At 65.9% G+C, this 23112-nt stretch carries 24 protein-coding genes and 1 tRNA gene; 17 read left to right on the forward strand and 8 right to left on the reverse strand.

All coding sequences use genetic code 11. From position 1 onward, the window contains the following. The first annotated feature begins 19 nt into the window (after positions 1 to 19). The 5 genes from cobN to LB557_RS21575 are packed head-to-tail and all read left to right on the forward strand — an operon-like array spanning position 20 to position 7017. Entirely contained in the window at positions 20 to 3394 is a 3375-nt protein-coding gene (cobN, locus tag LB557_RS21555) for a cobaltochelatase subunit CobN (protein ID WP_224643861.1), read from the forward strand. After that, positions 3391 to 4866: a precorrin-3B synthase gene (cobG, locus tag LB557_RS21560; protein WP_224643860.1), complete on the forward strand. Its 1476-nt coding sequence runs from the start codon at positions 3391 to 3393 to the stop codon at positions 4864 to 4866. The genes cobN and cobG overlap by 4 nt, the downstream gene beginning before the upstream one ends. Positions 4867 to 4868: 2 nt before the next feature. Beyond that, positions 4869 to 5501 (forward strand): precorrin-8X methylmutase, encoded by a 633-nt coding sequence (locus LB557_RS21565; RefSeq protein WP_140615803.1) that lies wholly within the window; start codon positions 4869 to 4871, stop codon positions 5499 to 5501. Continuing rightward, positions 5498 to 6256 carry a precorrin-2 C(20)-methyltransferase gene (locus LB557_RS21570; protein WP_140714737.1) on the forward strand — a complete coding sequence of 253 codons (759 nt, stop codon included), beginning with the start codon at positions 5498 to 5500 and terminating at the stop codon, positions 6254 to 6256. Before LB557_RS21565 ends, LB557_RS21570 begins: the two co-directional genes overlap by 4 nt. Then, on the forward strand, positions 6253 to 7017 hold the full coding sequence (locus LB557_RS21575) for a precorrin-3B C(17)-methyltransferase (protein WP_224643859.1): 765 nt from the start codon (positions 6253 to 6255) through the stop codon (positions 7015 to 7017). The genes LB557_RS21570 and LB557_RS21575 overlap by 4 nt, the downstream gene beginning before the upstream one ends. On the opposite strand, the gene LB557_RS21580 is transcribed toward LB557_RS21575, so the two are convergent. Continuing rightward, positions 6981 to 7748, reverse strand: coding sequence for a cobalt-precorrin-6A reductase (locus LB557_RS21580; RefSeq protein WP_224643858.1), 768 nt, complete (start codon positions 7746 to 7748; stop codon positions 6981 to 6983). The two genes, LB557_RS21575 and LB557_RS21580, sit on opposite strands and share 37 nt — an antisense overlap. A gap of 1 nt (position 7749) precedes the next feature. On the opposite strand from LB557_RS21580, the gene cbiE reads away from it, so the two are divergent. From cbiE to cobT, 7 genes are read left to right on the forward strand one after another with little or no spacing between them, the layout of a single operon-like run. Then, positions 7750 to 8991 carry a precorrin-6y C5,15-methyltransferase (decarboxylating) subunit CbiE gene (gene cbiE, locus LB557_RS21585; RefSeq protein ID WP_224643857.1) on the forward strand — a complete coding sequence of 414 codons (1242 nt, stop codon included), beginning with the start codon at positions 7750 to 7752 and terminating at the stop codon, positions 8989 to 8991. Further along, the gene (locus LB557_RS21590; RefSeq protein ID WP_140660991.1) at positions 8988 to 9374 is read left to right on the forward strand and encodes a cobalamin biosynthesis protein; all 387 of its coding nucleotides are present in this window, start codon (positions 8988 to 8990) and stop codon (positions 9372 to 9374) included. The genes cbiE and LB557_RS21590 overlap by 4 nt, the downstream gene beginning before the upstream one ends. Next, positions 9371 to 10135, forward strand: coding sequence for a precorrin-4 C(11)-methyltransferase (cobM, locus tag LB557_RS21595; RefSeq protein ID WP_140660990.1), 765 nt, complete (start codon positions 9371 to 9373; stop codon positions 10133 to 10135). Before LB557_RS21590 ends, cobM begins: the two co-directional genes overlap by 4 nt. After that, entirely contained in the window at positions 10132 to 10950 is an 819-nt protein-coding gene (gene cobA / locus LB557_RS21600) for a uroporphyrinogen-III C-methyltransferase (protein ID WP_224643856.1), read from the forward strand. Before cobM ends, cobA begins: the two co-directional genes overlap by 4 nt. After that, on the forward strand, positions 10947 to 12260 hold the full coding sequence (locus LB557_RS21605; RefSeq protein WP_015317324.1) for a cobyrinate a,c-diamide synthase: 1314 nt from the start codon (positions 10947 to 10949) through the stop codon (positions 12258 to 12260). Before cobA ends, LB557_RS21605 begins: the two co-directional genes overlap by 4 nt. Positions 12261 to 12264: 4 nt before the next feature. Continuing rightward, positions 12265 to 13041 (forward strand): adenosylcobinamide-GDP ribazoletransferase, encoded by a 777-nt coding sequence (locus LB557_RS21610; protein WP_224643855.1) that lies wholly within the window; start codon positions 12265 to 12267, stop codon positions 13039 to 13041. A gap of 38 nt (positions 13042 to 13079) precedes the next feature. Next, a complete protein-coding gene (gene cobT, locus LB557_RS21615) occupies positions 13080 to 14090 on the forward strand; it encodes a nicotinate-nucleotide--dimethylbenzimidazole phosphoribosyltransferase (RefSeq protein ID WP_224643854.1) in 1011 nt (336 codons plus the stop codon). Positions 14091 to 14173: 83 nt separating this feature from the next. On the opposite strand, the gene LB557_RS21620 is transcribed toward cobT, so the two are convergent. From LB557_RS21620 to LB557_RS21630, 3 genes are all read right to left on the reverse strand, one after another. Then, positions 14174 to 14548, reverse strand: coding sequence for a hypothetical protein (locus tag LB557_RS21620; RefSeq protein WP_224643853.1), 375 nt, complete (start codon positions 14546 to 14548; stop codon positions 14174 to 14176). Between the two features lie 101 nt (positions 14549 to 14649). Continuing rightward, positions 14650 to 14725 (reverse strand) — tRNA-Lys (locus LB557_RS21625). Positions 14726 to 14831: 106 nt separating this feature from the next. Beyond that, positions 14832 to 15740 carry a PhzF family phenazine biosynthesis protein gene (locus LB557_RS21630; RefSeq protein WP_224643852.1) on the reverse strand — a complete coding sequence of 303 codons (909 nt, stop codon included), beginning with the start codon at positions 15738 to 15740 and terminating at the stop codon, positions 14832 to 14834. A gap of 101 nt (positions 15741 to 15841) precedes the next feature. Here LB557_RS21630 and LB557_RS21635 point away from each other — a divergent pair, with 101 nt between their 5' ends. From LB557_RS21635 to LB557_RS21650, 4 genes are all read left to right on the forward strand, one after another. Then, a complete protein-coding gene (locus LB557_RS21635) occupies positions 15842 to 17128 on the forward strand; it encodes an efflux RND transporter periplasmic adaptor subunit (protein ID WP_224643851.1) in 1287 nt (428 codons plus the stop codon). A gap of 4 nt (positions 17129 to 17132) precedes the next feature. Next, complete coding sequence (locus LB557_RS21640; RefSeq protein WP_140714721.1) at positions 17133 to 17840, forward strand: ABC transporter ATP-binding protein; 708 nt, start codon at positions 17133 to 17135, stop codon at positions 17838 to 17840. Further along, positions 17837 to 19054, forward strand: coding sequence for an ABC transporter permease (locus LB557_RS21645; protein WP_224643850.1), 1218 nt, complete (start codon positions 17837 to 17839; stop codon positions 19052 to 19054). The genes LB557_RS21640 and LB557_RS21645 overlap by 4 nt, the downstream gene beginning before the upstream one ends. Before the next feature lie 131 nt (positions 19055 to 19185). Next, on the forward strand, positions 19186 to 19425 hold the full coding sequence (locus LB557_RS21650) for a hypothetical protein (protein ID WP_140615780.1): 240 nt from the start codon (positions 19186 to 19188) through the stop codon (positions 19423 to 19425). Positions 19426 to 19485: 60 nt separating this feature from the next. Here the strand turns inward: LB557_RS21650 and LB557_RS21655 are convergent, their stop codons facing one another. The 4 genes from LB557_RS21655 to LB557_RS21670 form a co-directional block, all read right to left on the reverse strand. Continuing rightward, complete coding sequence (locus LB557_RS21655; RefSeq protein WP_224643849.1) at positions 19486 to 19911, reverse strand: type II toxin-antitoxin system VapC family toxin; 426 nt, start codon at positions 19909 to 19911, stop codon at positions 19486 to 19488. After that, positions 19908 to 20162, reverse strand: a complete 255-nt coding sequence (locus LB557_RS21660; protein WP_140615778.1) for a FitA-like ribbon-helix-helix domain-containing protein — start codon at positions 20160 to 20162, stop codon at positions 19908 to 19910. The genes LB557_RS21655 and LB557_RS21660 overlap by 4 nt, the downstream gene beginning before the upstream one ends. Before the next feature lie 81 nt (positions 20163 to 20243). Further along, a complete protein-coding gene (locus LB557_RS21665; RefSeq protein ID WP_224643848.1) occupies positions 20244 to 20960 on the reverse strand; it encodes a hypothetical protein in 717 nt (238 codons plus the stop codon). Between the two features lie 6 nt (positions 20961 to 20966). Further along, on the reverse strand, positions 20967 to 22079 hold the full coding sequence (locus LB557_RS21670) for an endonuclease/exonuclease/phosphatase family protein (RefSeq protein ID WP_015317313.1): 1113 nt from the start codon (positions 22077 to 22079) through the stop codon (positions 20967 to 20969). A 189-nt stretch (positions 22080 to 22268) separates the two neighbouring features. Between LB557_RS21670 and LB557_RS21675 the strand changes: the two genes are divergently transcribed. Further along, complete coding sequence (locus LB557_RS21675) at positions 22269 to 22850, forward strand: BA14K family protein (protein WP_140724080.1); 582 nt, start codon at positions 22269 to 22271, stop codon at positions 22848 to 22850. The last annotated feature ends 262 nt before the right edge of the window (positions 22851 to 23112 follow it).

Genomic DNA, 23112 nt, shown 5'->3' on the forward strand with positions numbered 1-23112 from the left:
TTTTCAGGCCCGGGCCACGATGCACATCCTCACCACGACCTCCGCCTCGCTCGACGACCTCGCCGAGCCTGTCGATCTCAGGCAGACGCCAGCGGATATCGTGGCCCTGTCCTTCACCGACAGCGATCTCGCCGGACTGGCTGCGGCGTGGAAGGCCGATGCCGGTCGCCTGCCCTCTATGCGCTTGGCCGCACTGCGCGACCTGCGCCATCCCATGTCCGTCGACCTCTGGATAGACAGCGTCGCCCGCCACGCCAAAATCATCCTGGTGCGCATCCTCGGCGGCTACGACTGGTGGCGCTATGGCTGCGACCAACTGGCGGTGATTGCCCGCGAACGCGGCATCAAACTGGCGCTGCTTCCCGGCGAAAGCCACGACGAGGATCTTAGGCTGGTCGAAGCCTCGACGCTGCGGCGCGCCGAACTGGACGGCCTGCTCGGCTATTTCCACGAGGGCGGCCCGGCCAATATGGGCGCGCTGGTGCACAGGCTGGCAGGCTTGGCTGGACAGGATGCGCCCGTCGCCAACCCGGTCAGGGTGCCGAAGGCCGGTTACTATCAGGCTGGATTGGGGGTCGCGGAGGAGCCGGCCGGTTCCAATAGCGGCACTCCCATTATCCCGATTCTCTTCTACCGATCGATGCTGCTTGCCGCCGATGTCGCCCCGATCGATGCGCTGGCCGAGGCTTTGCGCTCCAGGGGATTGGCACCGGTCCCGATCTTCGTTTCCAGTCTGAAGGATCCGGTGTCGCTGGCGTTCGTCGAAAATGCCATCGCATCGCTGAAACCCGCCGCGATCGTCACCGCGACCGCGTTCGCTTCCGGCGCCGAGCCCGGCGTCGAAACCCTGTTCGACCGCGCCGGCGCGCCCGTCTTCCAGGTCATCGTCGCCACCACGCGCCGTGACATCTGGGAAAACAACCAGCGCGGCCTGGCGCCCGCCGACCTTGCCATGCATGTCGTGCTGCCCGAACTCGACGGCCGCATCCTCGCCGGCGCCATTTCCTTCAAGGCCGAGAGCGATATCGATCCGGCGCTTGGCCATCGTGCGTTGGCGAACCGGCCGGAACTGGATCGGGTGGAGCAAGTGGCGGGTCGAGTCGCGGCTTTCATCCGGCTGCGCGAAACGAAGCGGGAGGAGCGCAAGCTCGCGATCCTCATTCCCGATTATCCCGGTGCCCCCGGCCGCACAGGCTATGCGGTCGGGCTGGACGTGCCGTCCAGCGTGCTGGCCATGCTGCACGACTTGAGCGAACAGGGCTATGCCATTGACGGGATTCCGCAAACGCCGCGTGAATTGCTGGATTTGCTGGAGCGGGGCAGTGATGGGCTGGGGTTGAATGACTATCTCGACTTCTCGAAAGAGTTGCCGACATCGGCGATTGCTGCGGTAAAGGCTGCGTGGGGCAGAGCGGAAAATGAGACAGGTCTTCGCTCGCACACACCTTCGCTATCAGGCAAACACCACTTCCCCTTCCGCGCCGCGCATTTCGGCAATGTCACCGTGGCCCTCGCCCCCGACCGGGGCCGCTCGGCCGATCGCCGCGCCGACTATCACGACCCGACCCTCCCCCCGCGCCATGCCCTGATCGCCTTTGGCCTGTGGCTGCGCAAATCGCTCGGCGTCCACGCTCTCGTCCATGTCGGCGCCCACGGCACGCTGGAATGGCTGCCCGGCAAAACCGTCGCGCTGTCGCAAACCTGCTTTCCCGAGATCGTCACCGGCGCATTACCCGTCATCTATCCGTTCATCGTTTCCAACCCAGGCGAAGCAGCGCAGGCCAAACGGCGCATTGCCGCCGTCACGCTTGGCCATTTGCCGCCGCCGCTGGCAGGCGCCGGGCTGGACGAGGACCAGCACAAGCTCGAGCGGCTGGTCGACGAATACGCCCAGGCCGACGGGCTCGACCGCCGTCGCCGCGACCGGCTCGCCAGGCTGATTGTCGAAACCGCGCAAAAGACCGGCCTTGCCTCGGAAGCCGGCGTCGCCAAGACCGACGCGCCCGACGAAGCGCTGCGCCGCATCGACGCCTGGCTCTGCGACCTCAAGGATTTCGCCATCAAGGATGGGCTGCACATCTACGGCCGCGTTCCAAACGACGAACCAGACTCCAGGCGCCGGCAAAGCGCGGACACCGAGAAGGCCTCCCTGCTCGCCGCGCTCGATGGCCGTCACGTCAAGGCGGGCCCGGCCGGCGCACCCGCGCGTGGTCGTTCCGATGTTTTGCCCACTGGCCGCAACCTGTTCACCTCGGATCCGCGCACCATGCCGACGCCGACCGCCTATGATCTTGGCAAAGCCGGGGCGGAAGAAGTGGTGCGCGGCTACACGCAGTCGCATGGCGACTGGCCGCGTTCGCTGGTGATCGATCTCTGGGGTTCGGCCTCGCTGCGCACCGGCGGCGAGGAAGTCGCGCAGGGACTGGCCTTGATGGGCTGCCGGCCGCAATGGGACACTGCCACCGGCCGCATCACCAGCATCGAGGTATTGCCCCCGGCGGCGCTCGGCCGCCCACGTGTCGACGTCACCTGGCGTATATCAGGTCTGTTCCGCGACATGTTCCCGACCCAGATCGCGCTGATCGACGCCGCCGCCAAGGCCGTTGCCGCGCGCGACGAGGACGATTCGGAAAACCCGCTCGCCGCCAAAACCCGCGCCGACGGCAAGGTCAGCCCACGTATCTTCGGCACTTCGCCCGGCACGTACGGCGCCGGCGTCGAGGACATGCTGTCGAGCGGCGACTGGACGGCGCGCGAAGAGATCGGCCGCGCCTATCTCGACGCGACCTCGCATGCCTATGGCGGTGCCGGCGGCGAAGGCGTCTCGGCACCTGGAGCGTTTGAAGACCGCATCGCCGAGGCCGATCTTCTCGTCCACACCGGCGACGACCCCGGCCGCGACATTCTCGAAGGCTCCGCCGACGTCGCTTTCGTCGGCGGCTTCTCGGCCGCCTTGGCCACACTTGGCAGGAACGCCGATGTCATCGTGCTCGATACGACCGATCCGCAAAAGCCGAAACCGCGATCGGTCGGCGAAGCGGTGTCACGCGTGGTGCGCGCCCGTGCGGTCAATTCACGTTTCATATCGGGCCAGATGCGCCACGGTCCGCGCGGCGCCTCGGAATTCGCCGAAACCGTCGACCGGCTGGTCGGCTTCGCCGAGACCACCCATGCCATTTCAGGCTCGCTGATCGAGGCTGTGCACGATGCCTATCTTGGCGACGCGGACGTCCGCGCCTTCATCCTGCGCGAAAATCCCGCAGCCGCCAAAGTCATTGCCGAGCGCTTCTTGTCGGCGCGCCGGCGTGGCCTCTGGCATCCCTTGCGCAATTCCATCGACGACGATCTCGCCGCGCTGATCGCCGAGGCCAACGCGCTCGGGGTCGCGGCATGAACGCCTTCTCGCGCCGTGGCGCCTGCCCTGCTTTGTCGGCGCCGATGCAGACAGGCGACGGCCTGCTGGTGCGGCTCAACCCGGTCGCCGGAGGCCCATCTTCCGGAGGATTGTCGCCGAAGCTTTTGATCGGGCTGGGCGAATCCGCGTTGCGGCATGGCAACGGCATCATGGAAGTGACAGCGCGTGGGAGCTTGCAGATACGTGGGCTGACAACGGAAAGTGCCGCGTTGCTGGCGGCGGAGGTCGATGCGCTGGGCATCGCGGTGCGCACCGGCGTACCGGTCGAGACCGGCCCGCTGGCGGGTATCGACCCACACGAGATTGCGGATCCCCGGCCGATGGCTGAGCGCATTCGGGTAGCTGTTGAAGAAGCCGGGCTGGCAACAAGGCTCGGGCCGAAGGTTTCGGTGATCGTCGACGGCGGCGGGCAACTGACGCTGGATGGGGTGACGGCCGATGTCAGGCTGAAGGCGGTTGGGGTCAGCGCTGGCACCCTTTGGGCCATATCAGTTGCCGGTGACCGCCAAAGTGAGAAGCGACTTGCGACGGCTGGCGAAGGTGCAGCGCGCGACATTGCTGTCGCGGCGCTTCGGATGGTCGCTGAGAAAGGTCCGGACGCACACACACGGGATTTGTCGGAGCGGCAGTTGGCGTCTCTCACAGGTTGGCACTCTACGGCGCCCCTCTCTGTCCTGCCGGACATCTCCCCCACGCGGGGGGAGATCGGCAGCTTGAGCGCCGGCATTCCCCTTTCAACGTCGAAGATTGGCGAACACAGCGACAACAGCGCAATCTCCCCCCTAGAGGGGGAGATGTCCGGCAGGACAGAGGGGGGCGCCTCGCGCAAGCCTATCGGCCTTTTCTCCTTAGCCGGCGACATTTTCGCCTTCGGCATCGGCCTCCCCTACGGCAGCATGCCGGCGGACAAGATCATCGGCCTCGCGCAAAAAGCTCTTGCCCTCGGTACGTCAGAAATCCGCCTCGCCCCCGGCCGCGCCTTGCTTTTCCTCGGTCAACCGGCGGAAGCCAATCAATCCCTTCAAGATACCGCCGCCACCCTCGGCTTCGTCACCTCTCCCACCGACCCGCGCACGCGCATCGCGGCTTGCCCCGGCGCCCCGGCCTGCGCCTCCGGCCGGATCGCGACCCGCGACATCGCCGAGGCGATCGCCACCGAAAACGCCGACATCCTCGATTTCACGCTGCACGTCTCCGGCTGCGCCAAGGGCTGTGCGCATCCCGGCCCGGCAGCGCTCACAATTGTCGGCGGCGAAAATGGAGCCGGACTTGTCGTGAACGCGACGGCAAAGGCCCTTCCTGCCGGCTACAGGCCGGGTTATGACGCCGCGCGCGGCTTCAGCCGCGTCGCGGCGATGATCCGCGGCGCACGACATCAGGGCGAAACCGCCGCCGCTTGCCTGACAAGGCTTGGCACGGCAGCAATCGCCGAAATGTACCAACAGGAATGAGCATGGCCGCCTACGACTATATCCACGACGGCACGGCGATCTACGAGCGCTCCTTCGCCATCATCCGCGCCGAGGCCGATCTCTCGCGCTTTTCCGAGGCCGAGGCCGATGTCGCCATCCGCATGATCCATGCCTGCGGCCAGGTCGAGGCAGCAAGTCATTTCGTTTTCTCCCCCGACTTCGTCAGCGCCGCGCGCAAAGCCCTTGCCGCCGGCGCGCCGATCTTCTGCGACGCCGAAATGGTCTCGCATGGCGTCACCCGCGCCCGGCTGCCGGCCGGCAATGAGGTGATCTGCACCTTGCGCGACCCGCGCACGCACGACATCGCGAGGCAGATCGGCAATACCCGCTCGGCGGCCGCCATCGACCTCTGGGGCGAGCGCATCGCCGGTTCGGTGGTCGCCATCGGCAACGCACCGACCGCCCTCTTTTATCTCCTGGAGAAGTTGCGCGATGGCGCGCCGAAGCCGGCGGCCATTATCGGCATGCCGGTCGGCTTCGTCGGCGCTGCCGAATCCAAGGACGCACTGGCCGAGAATTCCTATGGCGTGCCCTATGCCATCGTGCGCGGCAGGCTTGGAGGCAGCGCCATGACCGCCGCCGCGCTCAATTCACTGGCGAGGCCGGGTCTGTGAACGCGCTCCCCAAAGGCCGTCTCGTTGGTGTCGGCACCGGTCCCGGCGACCCAGAATTGTTGACGCTGAAGGCCGCGCGGGTGCTGGCCGAGGCCGATGTCGTGGCGTATTTCGCCAAACGCGGCAACAACAGCAATGCGCGCGCCATCGTTGAGGCGCGCTTCCGGCCCGACATGCTGGAACTGCCGCTGCTCTATCCCGTGACCACCGAGATCGACAAAGATCACGACGATTATCGGTCGCAGATCACGGGTTTCTACGAGGGGTCGGCGGAACAGGTCGCCGAGCACCTCGACGCCGGCAGGATGGTTGCCGTGCTGTCCGAAGGCGATCCCCTGTTCTACGGCTCCTACATGCACCTGCATGTCCGCCTTGCCCATCGTTTCCCCACCGAGGTCATCCCCGGCATCACCGCCATGTCCGGCTGCTGGTCGCAGACCGGTGTGCCGATCGTCCAGGGCGACGACGTGCTGACCGTGCTGCCCGGCACGATGAGCGAGTTCGAGCTGACGCGCCGCCTCGCCGACACCGACGCCGCCGTCATCATGAAGGTCGGCCGCAACCTACCCAAGATCAGGCGCGCGCTTGAGGCGACCGGCAGGCTGACGCGCGCCGTCTATGTCGAGCGCGGCACGATGGCCGGCAGCGTCTCGATGAAACTTGCCGACAAGCCGGACGACAAGGCGCCCTACTTCGCCATCGTGCTGGTTGCCGGCTGGTCCGGTCGACCGGGCGCGGCTGGAGCCCAGATATGAGCGGCCGTCTCACCGTCATCGGCCTTGGGCCCGGCAATGCCGACCAGGTCACGCCGCAAGCCAGCCGCGCTATCGTCGAGGCAAAATTCTTCTACGGCTACAAGCCATATCTCGACCGGCTCGACCTGCGCCCGGACCAGACCCGTGTCGCTTCCGACAACCGCGAGGAACTCGCCCGCTCCAAGGATGCCTTGACCAAGGCCGCCGAGGGTCACGACGTCGCCGTGGTGTCGGGCGGCGATCCCGGCGTCTTCGCCATGGCCGCAGCGGTCTGCGAGGCCATCGAGGCCGGCCCAGCCGAATGGCGCACGGTCGATGTCGCCGTCGTGCCCGGCGTCACCGCCATGCTCGCGGTCGCCGCACGCATCGGCGCGCCGCTTGGCCACGACTTCTGCGCTATCTCGCTGTCCGACAATCTAAAGCCTTGGGATCTGATCGAACTGCGTCTTCTGGCGGCGGCCGGCGCCGGCTTCGTCATCGCGCTCTACAATCCGATCAGCAAGGCGCGTCCCTGGCAGCTTGGCCGCGCCTTCGAATGCCTGGCCGCCATCCTGCCCGGCACGACGCCGGTGATCTTCGGCCGCGCCGCCGGCCGGCCCGACGAGCGCATCGAGGTCTATCTGCTGGCCGATGTCGACGCAGAAAAGGCCGACATGGCGACCTGCATCATCATCGGCTCGCCGGAGACCCGGATCATCAGGCGCGGCGAAAAGCCGGCGCTGGTCTACACGCCGCGCTCGGCATCGGGCTCGACGAAATGACGGACCATCGCGGCCAGCGCTTCGACTGTGTCAGCCGAGGGCACATCCGGCAGGACGGGCCTGCGCACCATGATCACCTCGATGCCGAGCGTTCGCGCCGCGGCAATCTTCCCGTATGTCGCCGTGCCGCCGCTGTTCTTCGACACCACGACATCGATGCGATGCTTTTCGAGCAGCACGCGCTCGTCGGTCTCGCCAAACGGCCCGCGCGCCAGCAGATAGTCGGCATCGGGCACAACCAGCTTCGGCTCGACCGGATCGACACTGCGGATGAGGTAGTGGTGCTGGGGTGCGGCCTCGAAGGCGGTGACCTCCTGCCGGCCAAGCGCCAGAAATACACGGCGTGGCGCCGGTCCAAGCGCCCGTGCCGCCCCGGCAACGCTGTCCACCTCAAGCCAGCGGTCGCCCTGGACGACATCCCAGCCCGGACGCCGCAAGGCAAGGATCGGCACGCCAGTGGCGCGTGCCGCTTGCGCGGCATTGGCGGAGATACGCGCCGCGTAGGGATGCGTGGCGTCGATCAGCAGACCAGTGCCTGTCTCCCTGAGATAAGCGACCAAACCGTCGGCACCGCCGAACCCTCCACTTCGCACGGGTACGCCCTGCGCGACGGGGTTTTCCGTACGGCCGGCCAGCGACAGCGTGACCGAGCAATGGGCGCGCGCCGCCAGTCTTCCGGCCAGTTGCCGGGCTTCGGTGGTGCCGCCAAGGATCAGAATGCGGTGGGTCATCATGCCTGCTGAGGGTCCGCGCGCCGCCAAGCCCAACCCGAGATGGCTCACAATCATCGGCATCGGTGAGGACGGTTTAGCGGGTCTCGGCGACGAGGCCAAGCGGCGGATCGCCGAGGCGGAGTTCATCTTCGGCGGCAAGCGGCACCTGGCGCTCGTCGCTTCCTTCGCCAAGGGCAAGCCGCGTCCCTGGCCGGTTCCTTTCGATGCCGGGATGGCCGACGTCCTGGCGCTTGCCGGTAGGAACGTCTGCGTGCTCGCCTCCGGCGACCCGTTCTTCCACGGGGTCGGCGCCACCCTCGCCCGCAAGGTCAAGCCGCGCGAGATGCACGTCATACCAGCGCCGTCGGCGTTGTCGCTGGCCGCGGCGCGGCTTGGCTGGGCGCTACAGGATATCGAGACCGTCTCACTGCACGGCCACCCGATCGACCTGATCCGCCCACTGCTGCAGCCCAACGCCCGCATCCTGGCGCTGACATCCGATGGCTTCGCTCCGGCGGCGGTTGCCCGCCTGCTCGCCGAACTCGACTTCGGCACTTCGCGGCTGACGGTGCTGGAAGCGTTGGGCGGGCCGAAGGAGACATTGCGCTCGGCTCGCGCCGATGCTTTCGACCTCGAAAACATCAATCCGCTCAATGTCCTGGCCATCGAAATTGATTCGGCCCCGCAGGCGCGCGTGCTGTCGCTCACGGCAGGCCTCGCCGACCATCTGTTTGAGCATGACGGCCAGATCACCAAGCGCGAAATCCGCGCTATCACCCTGTCGGCGCTGGCGCCGAGGCGGGGCGAATTGCTGTGGGATGTCGGCGCCGGCTCGGGCTCGATTGGCATCGAATGGATGCTCGCCCACCCTTCGCTGCGCGCCATCGCCATCGAGGCCGACCCGGCTCGCGCCGCCCGCATCGGCCACAACGCCGTTGCCTGCGGCGTTCCCGGCCTCGTCATTGTGGAAGGCAGCGCGCCCAAGGCCCTGGCCAGACTGGAGACACCTGATGCCATCTTCATCGGCGGCGGCGGCAGCGACGCCGGCGTCATGAATGCCGCCATCAGAGCCTTGCGCGCCGGCGGCCGTCTTGTCGCCAACGCGGTGACGTTGGAAATGGAAGCCCTGCTCCTCGCCCAGCACACAAAGCGCGGCGGCGACCTCACCCGCATCGGCATCTCCCGCGCTTCGCCGGTCGGCTCCATGCAGGCATGGCGGCCGGCCATGCCCGTCACGCAATGGAGCTGGGTGAAGCCATGATGGTCGCGGGCATCGGCAGCCGAAGGGGCGTCACCGTCGAGGACGTGCTCGCGGCCATAGAAACCGCACTCGAAACGCATGGCCTCGCGATGACAGCTCTTTCGGCACTGGCCACCGCGGCGCTCAAGAAGGATGAAGACGCCATCGCCGCCGCCGGTCGCAAGCTGAACCTTCCCGTCATTATCGTCGACGACGCAGCCCTTCAGGCCGCCTCGCCGGGGACGCTCAGCAGCTCCAGCCTCTCGCGGGAGCTGGCGGGCACGTCATCGGTCTCGGAAGCCTCCGCCCTTGCCGTCGCCGGCAAAGGCGCGACGCTGCTTGGGTCCCGCACCGTGCTCGGTCCGGTCACCTGCGCCATCGCCATCAGCGGAGACGCGCCATGACCGTCCATTTCATCGGCGCCGGCCCAGGTGCGGCGGACCTCATCACGCTGCGTGGCGCAAGGCTCCTGGCGAGTTGCCCGGTCTGCCTCCACGCCGGCTCCATCGTCGCGCCGGAACTGCTGCAACATTGCGCGCCGGGAACGAAGCTGATCGACACCGCGCCGATGTCGCTCGACGAGATCGAGGCTGAATATGTGGCCGCCCACATGGCCGGTCATGATGTTGCCCGCCTGCATTCCGGCGACCTGTCGGTGTGGAGTGCCGTCGCCGAGCAGATCCGCCGGTTGGAAAAGCATAACATCCCCTACACGCTGACGCCGGGTGTCCCTTCCTTCGCGGCCGCCGCCGCCGCACTTCGCCGCGAGCTGACCATCCCCGAAGTCGCGCAAAGCCTGGTGCTGACCCGCGTTTCCGGACGCGCGTCGAAAATGCCGCCGGGCGAAACGCTGGCCGGTTTCGGCCGCACCGGCGCCACGCTGGCCATCCACCTTGCCATCCACGCCATCGACCGCGTCGTCGCCGAGCTGACGCCGCACTATGGCGGCGATTGCCCGGTGGCGATCGTCTTCCGCGCCTCCTGGCCGGACCAGCGCGTGATGACCGGCACGCTGGAATCCATCGAGGCACAACTGGCGGCCGATCCGATGGAGCGCACGGCCATCATCTTCGTCGGCCGCTCGCTGGCGGCACAAGATTTCGGCGAGAGTTCATTATACGACGCCCACTACCAGCGGCGTTTTCGCGGACGGGACGGATTGTGAGCGCCAGCACTGGAAATAACCGCGAAAACGCCACACTCGAACAGGCGCTCGCACTGCTGAACTTCAAGCCGCGTCCGCTTGAGCCGGGGCATGTCTGGCTGGCCGGCGCCGGTCCCGGCGATCCCGGCTGCCTGACGCTGGAGGTGCTGGCGGCACTGGCCGAGGCGGATGCGCTGGTCTACGACGCGCTGGTTTCGCCCGATGTGGTTGCTGTTGCCGGAAATGCCGAGCTTTTCTTTGCGGGAAAACGCGGCGGCAAGCCCTCGATGAAGCAGGATGACATCACCGCTCTGCTGGTTCGACTGGCGCGCGAAGGCCGCCGCGTCATCAGGCTGAAGGGCGGCGATCCCTATATTTTCGGCCGTGGCGGCGAAGAGGCGCTGGCGCTGGCGCGTCAAAACATCCCTTTCCGGGTGCTGCCCGGCCTGACCTCGGGTCTCAGCGCGCTCGCCGCCACCGGCATTCCCGCCACCATGCGCGGCATCAACAAGGCTGTCATTCTGGCGACCGGCCACGCCGCCGGCACCGATGACGATCTCGACTGGGCGGCGATCGCCCGCACCGGCCAGCCGGTCGTCGTCTATATGGGCATGGCCAATCTGCCTCTCATAGCAGCCGCCCTGCTCGACGGCGGACTGGCGCCATCGACACCGGCGGCCGTGATCGTCGCCGCGACGACGCCGCGGGAAAGGACCGTCGTCGCCACGCTCGCCACCATTGCCGAGGCAGCGGCGGCGGCCGGGCTCGCCTCGCCGGCATTGATCGTCGTCGGCGGCATCGTCGCCATGCGCGCGGCGCTGGCGGGCGGGGCATGACGGCCCGGGCGATCATCATCGGCGCGCCGCGCTCTGGTTCGGGCAAGACCAGCGTCACCATCGGCATCCTGCGCGCACTCACCCGGCGTGGCCTGAAAGTGCGCGGCGCCAAGTCCGGCCCCGACTATATCGACCCCGGCTTCCACACCGCCGCCACCGGCCTGTCCGGCGTCAATCTCGACAGCTGGGCGATGTCGCCGCCGCTGCTCAATGCGCTCGCCGCACAAGCGGCCGACGACACCGATTTCGTCATCCTCGAAAGCGCCATGGGCCTGTTCGACGGCATCCCGGCCTCGCCTGGCCGCACCGGTTCGGCTGCCGATCTGGCCCGGCTCTACGGTCTGCCGGTGCTGCTGGTGCTCGACGTGTCAGGCCAGTCGACGACGGCGGCGGCCGTCGCCAAGGGTTTTGCCACGTACGACCCGGATGTGCGCATGGCCGGCGTCGTGCTCAACCGGCTGGGCAGCGAGCGCCATCGGAAGCTGTCCGGCGACGCCATCGAGGCGATCGGCCTGCCCGTCGTCGGCGCTATTTTGCGCGACCCCTCGCTCAATTTGCCCGAGCGCCATCTCGGCCTCGTCCAGGCCGGCGAATATGACGACCTGATGGCGCATCTCGACCGGCTCGCCGACACGGCGGAGAAGTCGCTCGACCTCGACGCGGTCATGGCCCTGGCAACGCCCTTCGCCCCGGCAGCAGGTTCCTTCGCCGACGCGCTGCGGCCGCCCGGTCAACGCATCGCGCTTGCCGAGGATGCCGCCTTCACCTTCCTCTACCCGCATGTCGCCGCTTATTGGCGCAAGGCCGGCGCGGAAATCGTCCCGTTCTCGCCGCTCGCCGACGAAGCGCCGGACGAGGATTGCGATGTTTGCTGGCTGCCCGGCGGCTATCCCGAGCTTCATGCCGGCAAACTCACGGCCGCCGCGAATTTCCATGCGGGGATGGCACGTTTCGCCACGACAAAGCCGATCCATGGCGAATGCGGTGGCTTCATGGTGCTTGGTGAAGCGATGGAGGATGCATCAGGCGAAACGCATCGCATGCTCGGCCTGCTCGGCCATTCCACCAGCTTCGCCAGGCGCAAGATGAATCTTGGCTACCGCGAGGCTCGGCTGCGTGCCGATTGCCCGCTGGGTTCGCAGGGCGCGCTGATCCGGGGTCACGAATTCCACTATGCGCAGATGACGGCCACCGGCAATGACGAGCCGCTGGCTGACCTTGCCGATGGCCAGGGCAATCCGCTCGGCGCCTCAGGCTACCGGCGCGGCCATGTCAGCGGCACCTTCTTTCATGCGATTGCGAGGAGCTAGGGTCATGAAGCTCCCGAAAATCACCCTGTCGCCCCGGCAAGTCCTCGACGACATCGCGCTTTGCCTGCTCTTCTTCACCCGCCTGCCGCTGCCCGTGTTTGATTTTCGCGGCCGCAACCTCGCCGCCGCGATCTGGGCCGCCCCCATTGCCGGCCTTGTCGTCGGCCTGATCGGCGCCATCGTTTTTGCCACGGCGGAACGCTTTGGCCTTGCCATTGGGCCGGCGGCTGCCCTTGCCCTTGTTGCAACCGTGGTTACCACGGGGTGCCTGCACGAGGATGGATCGTCGGACGTTGCCGACGGCTTCGGCGGCGGCAAGTCGCGCGGCCGCAAGCTCGAGATCATGCGCGACAGCCGCATCGGCGCTTATGGGGCCATGGCGCTGGCGCTGTCGCTGCTGATCCGCTGGAGCGCGCTGTCGCAAGTGGTGGAACCCACACAGGCTCTGTTTGCGCTCGTGGCGGCGCACGCAGCCTCGCGTGGCGTGCTCGGCGCCTTCATGCATCTCTTGCCACCGGCGCGGTCCGACGGCCTGTCGGCTGGCGCCGGCACCGTTTCGCTCGAAACGGCAATAGCCGGAGCCGTGCTCGGCGCGATACCACTGCTCCTGCTCGGGCTTGGCGGCGCCATTGCCGCGCTCATCCTGCTCGGCCTGTTCTTTGCCGCCTTCCACGCCCTTTGCCTCAACCAGATCGAGGGCCAGACCGGCGACACCGTTGGCGCCTTGCAGCAGTTGAGCGAAATCGCGGTGCTTCTCGTCGCTTCCGTCGCCCTTTCCTGACCCCCTTGACCTGATTCCCTTCCGGAGACATTGCCCCCATGCCCTTCAAATCCCTCGATGAACTGCGCGCCGCCTGCCTCGACCTGCCTGCCGGCAGCGAAGTGGCCGCCAGTGCCGTCGCTCGCCGCCAGGACACGCTGACCAAGCCGCAAGGCAGCCTCGGCAAACTCGAAGCGATCGCCGCCTGGCTGGCGCGCTGGCAAGGCCGCGACATGCCAAGGCTCGACCGCGTGAAAGTCTTCGTCTTCGCCGGCAACCACGGCGTCACCGCGCAGGGCGTGTCGGCCTACCCCTCCGAAGTCACCGTGCAGATGGTGGCGAATTTTGCCGGCGGCGGTGCCGCCATCAACCAGCTCGCCCGCATCGCCGGCGCGGAACTCGACGTCATCCCGCTTGATCTCGACCATCCCACCGGTGACTTCACGCAAGTGCCGGCAATGGATGAGAAGGCCTTCCTCGCCGCTGTCTCGGCGGGCTATGACGCCGTGACGAAAGACCTCGACCTAATCTGCTTTGGCGAAATGGGCATCGGCAACACCACGCCCGCCGCCGCCATTTCGGCTGCCTTGTTCGGCGGCGGCGCCGAAAAATGGACCGGGCGCGGCACCGGCGTCGACGACGCCGGCCTGAAGCGCAAGGTGGTCGCCATCGAAGCCGGCCTGAAGCGCCACGCCGCGGCCCTCGCCGATCCGCTGGGCATCGCTGCCGCGCTCGGCGGGCGCGAACTCGCCGCCATCTTCGGCGCCACGCTCGCCGCCCGCCATCTCGGCATACCCGTGCTGCTCGACGGCTTCGTCTGCACCGCCGCCGCCGCGCCGCTGGCGAAGCTGCACCCGACCGGCCTTGCCCATACGATCGCCGCCCACGTCTCAGCCGAATCGGGTCACCGCGGCCTCCTCGAAGCGCTCGCCCTGCCGCCGCTGCTCGATCTCGGCATGCGGCTCGGCGAAGGCTCCGGCGCGTGTCTGGCCGTCAACATCGTCCGCTCGGCGCTGGAGTGCCATGCGACGATGGCAAGCTTTGCCGAGGCTGGGGTTTCGGAGAAATAATCCGTCAAACTTTTAACGTGATTGAGCCAAAATAATAACGTCGTTTTGATTGTTACGTGAGATCAGTAGATCTCATGTGGAGATCAGGCGATGTATTTGAAGGCGATAATTGTCATTGCACTGCTTTTCGGCACTGCTGCGCCAGCTTTTCGCAGTATGTCGATGAGAACGGCCGCTTCCGGCACGCGGGCGACGATGGGCTGGCCAAGGTCCAGTCCAGCCTGACCATGACCCTTCCTGTCAAGGACGAAGAGGATGTCGCCACACAGCAGCAAGCCGCGCTGCGTTCGTTCTACAAGGTCGCTGCCGCCAGTTGCGCCATGGTGCTCGATACGTCGCCGACACGTGCGAGTAACCAGCGTGACCACGAACGTCAACGCCAGGGATCGCAGCATGGGAGGCGCTGCGGGATCGCAGATGACGGTGACCGGGCAGATCGCCATGAAGGTCAAGTTCAAGGCCAGTATTGGCAAAGCGGCGCAGTGAACGGCCATTGCGGTGCGAGACGCGCCAAACGCCTCTTGCCTTCAGGGTCTTTCCACCAAGTCTTCTAGGAATTTGGTGGGTGCGCACAGGATTGAACTGTGGACCCGCTGATTAAGAGTCAGCTGCTCTACCAACTGAGCTACGCACCCACTCGGCCGGCAAAAACCGGCGTTGGCGGGCATATAGCCGCCGATACCGGTCCTGTCCAGCCCTGCTGGAATCATTTCCCGACAAATCGACCGAGGCTCTCTCCAATCAGGCGAAAAGCTTGCCTTCCGCCACCTTGATCGCATGCCCGCCAATGCGCGCGGACGCCAGTTTTCCGCCTTGCACGGTTAGTTCGAGGCGGATGCGCGACGGCCGGCCCATCTCCAGTCCCTGTTCGATCCATAGCTGCGAAACCCCGTCCGTCGAGCCGTCGAAATGCATGATGGGGCCGGCGAAGGCCGCCGCCGCCGAACCGGTCGCCGGGTCCTCATAGGAAGGCGTGCCGGGAACGATCATGCGGACATGGAAAGCGCTTTCGTGGTTCACCGTTTCGCGGCAATAGACGTACGGGCTGGCGAAGGCCCATTCGCTCTTGCGCGGCGCCAGTTCCGACCACGCCTGGTTGTCCAGCTGGATGCGGCCCGCCGCTTCGAGATTGGCGACAGGAACGGTCACATAGGGCACGCCGGCCGACCAGAAGGCGATGCGGTGATTCTCGAAGCCGATCTCGTGCGGCGCCAGGCCAAGGGCAGCGCCGATCGCCTCCGGATCGGCCTCCAGCTTCAGCGGCTCCGGCAGTTTCGCCAGGTCGAACTCGGCGAAGGTGGCGCCATCATGCGTGCTGACCGCGCAACGCACCGGGCCGATGTTCTCTTCAAGCACGAAGATGCCGGCGCCGCCCTCGCCCGCCAGTTCGGCCAACGCGATGGCCGAGCCCACCGTCGGATGGCCGGCGAATGGCATTTCATAGTCGGGCGTGAAGATGCGGATGCGGTTGCGGTGCTTGGGATTGTCCGGCGGCAACACGAAAACCGATTCGGACAGGTTGAACTCGCGCGCGATGGCCTGCATCGCGGCCGTGTCCAGACCTTTGCAATCCAACACCACCGCCAGCGGGTTGCCAGCCAGTCGCTCGGTCGTAAACACATCATAAAGCAAGTAATTCCGGGTTTGCATCCCTGCCTCAATCCCAACATGGGCGAAATTTAATTTGATATTCGAACCGGTAAGCCTGATCTGTGCACAGACAGGGACATTACGCATCATAGGGGTCCGACGTGGACCAGATTGTCAATCTGCCAAAGACGGAATCGGATTCCGCCATCGAGACGGCGCTTGGGCTCGACCAGACCGGTCGGCGCAAGACGCGCCGGCGTGGCTGGCTCTATGCGTTGCTGACCCTCATCGTGCTTGCCGCCGGCCTTGGCCTCTATCAATGGTATGCGGGCACGCCGACCAGGATTGACTACACCACGGTGCCGGCCGCCAAGGCCGACCTCACCGTCCAGGTGTCGGCGACAGGCACGCTGCAGCCGCTCACCCAGGTCGACATATCAAGCCAGCTCTCAGGCATCATACGCTCGGTCGCGGTCAACGAGAACCAGCAGGTGAAGAAGGGCGACGTGCTGGCGGCCCTCGACACCGCCAAGCTGCAGGTCCAGATCGAACGCGCCGAAGCGTCCGCCAAGGGAGCGGCCGCCAATGTGGAGGACGCCAGGGTGACGCTCGCCGAGAACGAGAGCGCGCTTGTCCGCGCCGCGGCCCTGACCAAGCGTGGCATGGCAACCGACCAGTCGCTCGAGGCGGCGACGGCGACGCGCGACCGTTCCAAGGCGGCACTCGATAGCGCCGAGGCCAATCTCGCCATCGCCAATGCCGATCTCAAGTCGCAGCAGACCGACCTTGCCAACAGCACCATCTACGCGCCGATCGACGGCATCGTGCTGACGCGTTCGGTCGACCCCGGCCAGACGGTCGCTTCCTCGCTGCAGGCGCCGGTGCTGTTCATCATCGCCGCCGATTTGAGGAACATGGAACTGGTGGCGGCGGTCGACGAAGCCGATATCGGCGCGGTCAAGTCGGGCCAGCATGCCCGTTTCACCGTCGACGCTTTCCCGGAGCGGCCGTTCGATGCCAAAATCCGCGACATCTCCTATGCCTCGGTCACGACGGACGGCGTCGTCGCCTACAATGCGCGGCTCGAAGTCGACAACAACGAGTTGCTGCTGCGGCCCGGCATGACCGCCACCGTTTCTGTGGTCACGAGGGAAGCCAAGGGCGTGCTCACCGTGCCCTCGTCCGCTTTCCGCTATCGCCCGGCGCAGCAAGCGGCGCGCGGCTGGAGCCTGAGCGACCTGTTCACCGGCCGCATGGGCCGCGGCAATCGCCAGCGCCCGGTGGCGAAGGCCCCGACCGATGGTTCCCGCACGCTCTATGTGCTGGAGAACGGCCGCCCGCATCCGGTCAACGTCAAGATCGGTTCGACCGATGGCGAACTGACCGAGATCACCTCCGGCCTGGAGGAAGGCGCGCAGATCATCACCGCTTCGCAGTCGCGGAGCTGAGGCAGTGGCCGCGGGCGCCCCCCTCATCACCTTCGACAAGGTCTGGAAGAGCTACGGCCAGGGCGAAGCCAAGGTGCATGCGCTGGCCGGAGTCGACCTTGCCATCCGGCGCGGTGAATTCGTCGCCATCATGGGCCCATCGGGCTCCGGCAAGTCGACGGCGATGAACATCATCGGTTGCCTCGACACGCCTACGGCCGGAACCTATTCCTTCATGGGCGTCGATGCCGGCCGGCTCGACCGCAACCGCCGCGCCATGCTGCGCAACCTCTATGTCGGCTTCGTCTTCCAAGGCTACAATCTGCTGGCACGCACCACCGCGGCCGAAAATGTGGAACTGCCGCTGATCTATCGTGGTGTCGCCGCCCGCGAGCGCCGCGACCTCGCCATGCAGGCGCTGGCCGAGGTCGGCCTTGTCGGCCGCGAGCATCACACGCCGGCCGAACTCTCCGGCGGCCAGCAGCAGCGCGTGGCGATCGCACGCGCCATCGTCACCAGGCCGACGCTGCTCGTCGCCGACGAGCCGACCGGCAATCTCGACACCGCACGCACGCATGAGATCATGGAGCTGCTGACGCGTCTGAACAAAGAGCTTGGCCTGACCGTCACCATGGTCACCCACGAAGCCGATGTCGCCGAATATGCCGAGCGTACCATCCGCTTCCTCGACGGCCATGTCGCCTCCGACACCATGAATATGGAGGTGGCATGATCTGGGAAACCGTCCGCCTCTCGCTGCGCTCGATCCGCCGCAACGTGCTGCGCTCGTTCCTGACCTTGCTCGGCATCGTCATCGGCGTTGCCGCCGTCATTGCCATGCTGACCATCGGCTCCGGCACTACGCAAAAGGTCAAGTCCGACATTTCCAAGCTCGGCAGCAATCTTCTGGTCGTCCGAGCCGGGCGCCCGGCCGGCCCCGGCGGTCCGGGCGGGCTCGACCAGGCGGTGCGGCCGCTGGCGGAAAAGGATCTGGCGGCGCTGGTTGCGCATCTCACCGGTGCGCGCGCCATCTCGCCGGCGGCGCAGAAGCAGGTGCGCGTCATCTTCGGCACCGAGAGCCTGACCTCTGGCGTCACCGGCACCGACAGCGCCTATCTCGACGCACGCGACTGGAAACTGGTGTCCGGCCGCCCGTTCAGCGATTCCGAAACCCGCTCCGGCACCGGTGTGTGCCTGATCGGCGAGACGGTGCGCCAGCAATTCTTCGGCGCAGGCGATCCCGAGGGCGAGATCATCCGCGTCAACCGCACCTCCTGCAGGATCGTCGGGCTGCTCGAGCCGAAAGGCTACACCGGCTTCGGCCAAGACCAGGACAATGTCGTGCTGATGCCCCTCGCCGCCTATCAGCGCCGCATCGCCGGCAATCGCGACATCGACAACATCTACATCGCCGCCGACGACCGCACGCCGACCACCGAATTGCAGCCGCGCGTCGAGGACATCTTGCGCGATGCGCGCCGCATCACGCCCGACCGCGAGAGCGATTTCGCCATCCGCGACATGACCCAGATCGCCGACGCCATGGCCAGCGCCACCACGACGATGACCGGCATGCTGGGCGCGGTCGCCGGTGTCAGCCTGCTGGTCGGCGGCATCGGCATCATGAACATCATGCTGGTGTCGGTCACCGAACGCACGCGCGAGATCGGCATCAGGCTCGCCATCGGCGCGCATGAAAAGCACATCCTCATCCAGTTCCTGGTCGAGGCGACCGTGCTGTCGCTGCTTGGCGGCATCATCGGCATCCTGATTGGGCTGGCGCTGGCCGGCCTCGCCTCGGTGACGCTGACCATACCTTTCGCGCCTAGCCCGGCCGTCATTCTGCTTGCCGTCGGCTTCTCCGCGCTGATCGGCATGGTGTTCGGCTTCTTCCCGGCGCTGCGCGGCGCCAGGCTCGATCCGATCGACGCCTTGCGTCACGAGTAAAAGGGCAAGCTGCGAGGGCGTCCGGCACTCCGGGCCGGTTTTACACAACCTTCGACGTTTCCGCCTTGCCCAACCTATCGTCACTGTGTTGGCGATGTTATGCCAAGGCATATCTGGTCGAGGAGCAGCTGATGAGCAAGAAGGCGCGCGTGATCCTGGTGATGATCATCATCGAGGCCGCCCTTGCAGGCATCTGGTGGTATCTCGCCCGCTACGGCATGACCAATCCCGATCGCGTCACCGCCGATTTCCAGGCGGTCGTTGGCCAGACGATGGGAATGGCCATGGGTGGGTTGCTGGGTATCGGCTTCATCCTGTTCTTCGTCGCCGCGCGCAACGACCGCAAGGCACTCACAAGCAAGACATCATAGGGCCTGGCCGCTCCACGACATGGTCGCGGCACCGACGTACGGTTTCAGTGGCAGGCAAGGCTACGACGCGCTTTCCCACGGATTGACGGTGTTCAAACCGGCGGCCGCGAATGGACCGGTGTCACGTGTGGCGAGAGTGAGACCGTGCGCTACGGCGGTCGCCGCGATATAACCGTCAGCGTTGCCGATTGCCTTGCCTGCGGCTCTCGCCTGTACCATGAGATCGGCATAGGCGCGCGACGCGTCGAGGTCGAACGGCAGAATGCGGCCCGCAAACAACGGCAACGCGTCCTGCTCAAGACGATCATGCAGGATCGTGCGGCGCTTGCCGGAAGGCATGGCCGCGATCCCGAAACGCAACTCAGCCACGGTGACGGCCGAAAGATATAGAGTTTCGACGGCCTGGACGTCGATCCACGCGATGACGCGAGGATCGGGTGCAGGTCTCCATGGCTCAGACATGACGCTGGTGTCCATGAGGATCATTCGAACCGCACCGGCTCGCCCGGTGTTTTGTCGCGGAGCTGCTGCAAGGTATCGACATCCTCTTGCGACAATCCGGCCTCGCGGCCGATGGCGGCGAGCAGCGAACCGAGCTTGACCCGATTGGCCGGCCGCACGGCCGTTTCCAGGATCTCACGCATTTCGGCCTCAGTGCTGCGGCCATGATGCGCAGCCCGCACCTTCAAGGCGCGGAGCGTCTCCTCTGGCAAATTGCGGATCGTGACGGCGCTCATCGATATCATTCCAATCTGCAATGATGTCACTGCTATCAGTATAGAAAATCTGCTATCAGATACAACTGGTACGCATCGATATTAGTCTGCGCGCGCGAAATGCCACTCGATCAGCGGCTTCATGTGCGGCGACAGGCCGTCCGGCAGGTCGCCGGCATGGCGGATGATCACCGGCCCCTCGATCTCCGGGTCGGCTTCGGTGGCGACAAAGGCCAAGATTTGGCGCGCGATCTCATCGGCGGGCGCGTCGACGTGATAGCGGCGGAAGATGACGGTGCCGCTTGCCGTCGACAGGGCGTGCCAGCGCACACCACGCCTGGCATCCGACAGGTCGATGCCGGTCTCCTCGCGCACCTCGCGCATCATGTTGAAATCGACATCGACGAGACCGTCGCGGAAATCGATCGGCTCGAACGAACCGGCGGCGAAATAGACCCGGCCGGCACTGACGGTTCGCGGTCCCATGCGGATCGCCACCAGAGCGTTGTCCCCGGCCACCAGCACGGCATGGGCATAGGCGTGTTCGGCGCCGGAATTCTCGCGCCGCTTCCGCCACAGCATGAAGGTCGAGTAATTGACCGCATGGCAGCGGCCGATAAGGCTGCGGTCGCGATAGGCAAGCTCGGAAAGCAGCACCACAATGCCGTCGAACAGCGCCGGATTGGCCTCGATCTCGCCCCGCCAGTTCTCGGCAATCGCCGCGGCATTCTCCACCGCGAAGGGATGCGGGCCGGGATCGAGACGGACATCGATGGCATCGACCGGCAGGATGACATTGCGCGGAAGATCAAAACTCATGTCGGCTCAGGCCATGTCCAGCGTGATCGCCACCGGGCAGTGGTCCGAGGCCTTTGGCCGGTCCCAGCCGGCGCGCGGGAAGCGCTCGACTTCCTGGCCCGCGGGAAAGATCGTGCGCCAGGGCTGGCCATTGCGGATGATGTCGGGAACTGCGGTGGCGTTCTTCGCCGCCAGCCCCTTCGACAGCAGGATATAGTCGAGCTGGCACAGATGCCGCTCTTGCGGCCCGCGTGTGTGATAGAAGGTCCAGCGGTTCATTTCCGGCCGCCGCTCGACCACATTTTCACAGAAGCCGCCCGCCGTCAGCACATTGATGCAGGACAGGTTCTCGTCGACCACCTCGAAACGGTAGCCGTCGACCTCATCGCCGGCGATCTTCACCCGCTGGCGGTAATCGTTCATGTCGCCGCAGATCGCCCAGCGCTTGTCGGCCGCGTGCTCCGCCCCGAAACGCTCCTCGATGATGCGCCGCACGGCCTGCGCCTCCGCGATGCGCACCGGCATTGTCGCCTCGCGTCCGTCGAGCCCGTTGCGGGGAGAGCCCATGGACTTGAAGTGCACGAGATAGAGCGTCATCGGCGCGCCGCCCACCTTGATGTCGACCTCCAGGCAGTCGCGCCGGAAGATGCGTTCATTGGGCTGGTTGCCGAGGGCCGCCAGCTCGGGCGTATGCAACCCGAACTGCTCGTAGGTGACATAGGCGTGGCTGGTCATGCGCACGAATTCGATCGGCTGTCCCTGCGCGGTCTCGTTGCGCATCATCACCGCGACATCAATGCCGCGCGAATCATTGCCCGACGTGGTGTATTTCTGGCGGTAGCCCTGCCCCACCATCTTGAACAGATAGCCGTACTCGAAGGCCTTCAAGGCTTCGATGTTGTCGACCTCCTGCATGCAGATGATGTCGGCACGGGCGGCTGCAATCGCCAACGCCGTCAGCTGGCGCGTGTCGTCGGATTGCGCGATGGCGCGCGCCTGTTCCAGCATCTTGTATTCGGCCTCGCTCTGGATATCGAAGAGCGCCAGCGTGCGATCCTCGTTGAGCTGGTTGCGAAAGCCGGAAAAATCGAACCTGTTCATCAGGTTCTCGACATTGAAGGTGGCAAGGCGCAGCGACATGCGCTGACCTTTGCCTGCAAGAGCGGCGGAAAACAAGATCGCAGGACCACAAGCAGGGATCCCTTGGTTCTGGTGGCTTTCGCGCCATGGTTGACGGAACCTTTCCGTTCATCCGCCGTTCAGACGCAAAGGTCCACGGTAAGCCCATTCCCAGGGTAGGCGTGGGGCCTGTTCTCTTGGAGAAGTGCAATGAACGCGCTCTTTTCTTCCACTGTCAAATCCGGGCTGATAGCGCTCGGTATTGTCTCCGGCATCACGGCGCCATCCGCTGCCGCGCCGATTCTGCAGCCGGATGTGTCGATCCCGGCCAGCACCGCCGCGCCGACGGTCATCCCGGTCCGCGAGGGCTGGGCTGGCGGAAACAACGGCGGCGATTGGAGATGGCGCCGGTCAGGCAATTGGAACGGCCGCCACTGGAATGGCGGAGGCAACTGGAGCGGCCGCCACTGGAACGGTGGCGGCAACTGGAACCGCGGCGACAACTGGCGCTGGCGCCATGGCCGTCATTATTATCGTGGCGGACGCTACTACGATGATGGCGCTGCCGCGGTCCTCGGTCTCGGCCTGGGGCTCGGCCTCGGCAGCATGTACAACAACTACAACAACTACGATTACTATGCGCCGGCGCCGCGCCGCTATTATCGCGCCGGCCGGTTGTCGAACGCGCATGTGCAATGGTGCTATAACCGCTACCGCTCGTATCGCGCCTACGACAACACGTTCCAACCCTATAACGGCCCGCGCCAGCAGTGCTGGTCGCCCTATAGTTGAGTTGTAGCCGATCACACCAGAACGGCGTCGCATTGCGGCGCCGTTTTCGTTTGGCGAGATTAAGCGCCTCGCGGAGGTCATCTCTGCAGGGGTGGTACTGAATCATCGCTGGCATTATGTCCAGCCGCGCTCGCAACCTTCGCCCTTTCGTAAGCTAAATGATTCGGTGGAACGAACGACCCCAATACGAACCGGCCATTGAGGTCGCTAAATATTACGAGTCAGACTCCGCTGCAAGCTAGAGTTGGTAGCTCTGAGGATT

The sequence above is a fragment of the Mesorhizobium sp. BR115XR7A genome (genome assembly GCF_020165315.1).
GTDB classification, from domain to species: domain Bacteria; phylum Pseudomonadota; class Alphaproteobacteria; order Rhizobiales; family Rhizobiaceae; genus Mesorhizobium; species Mesorhizobium australicum.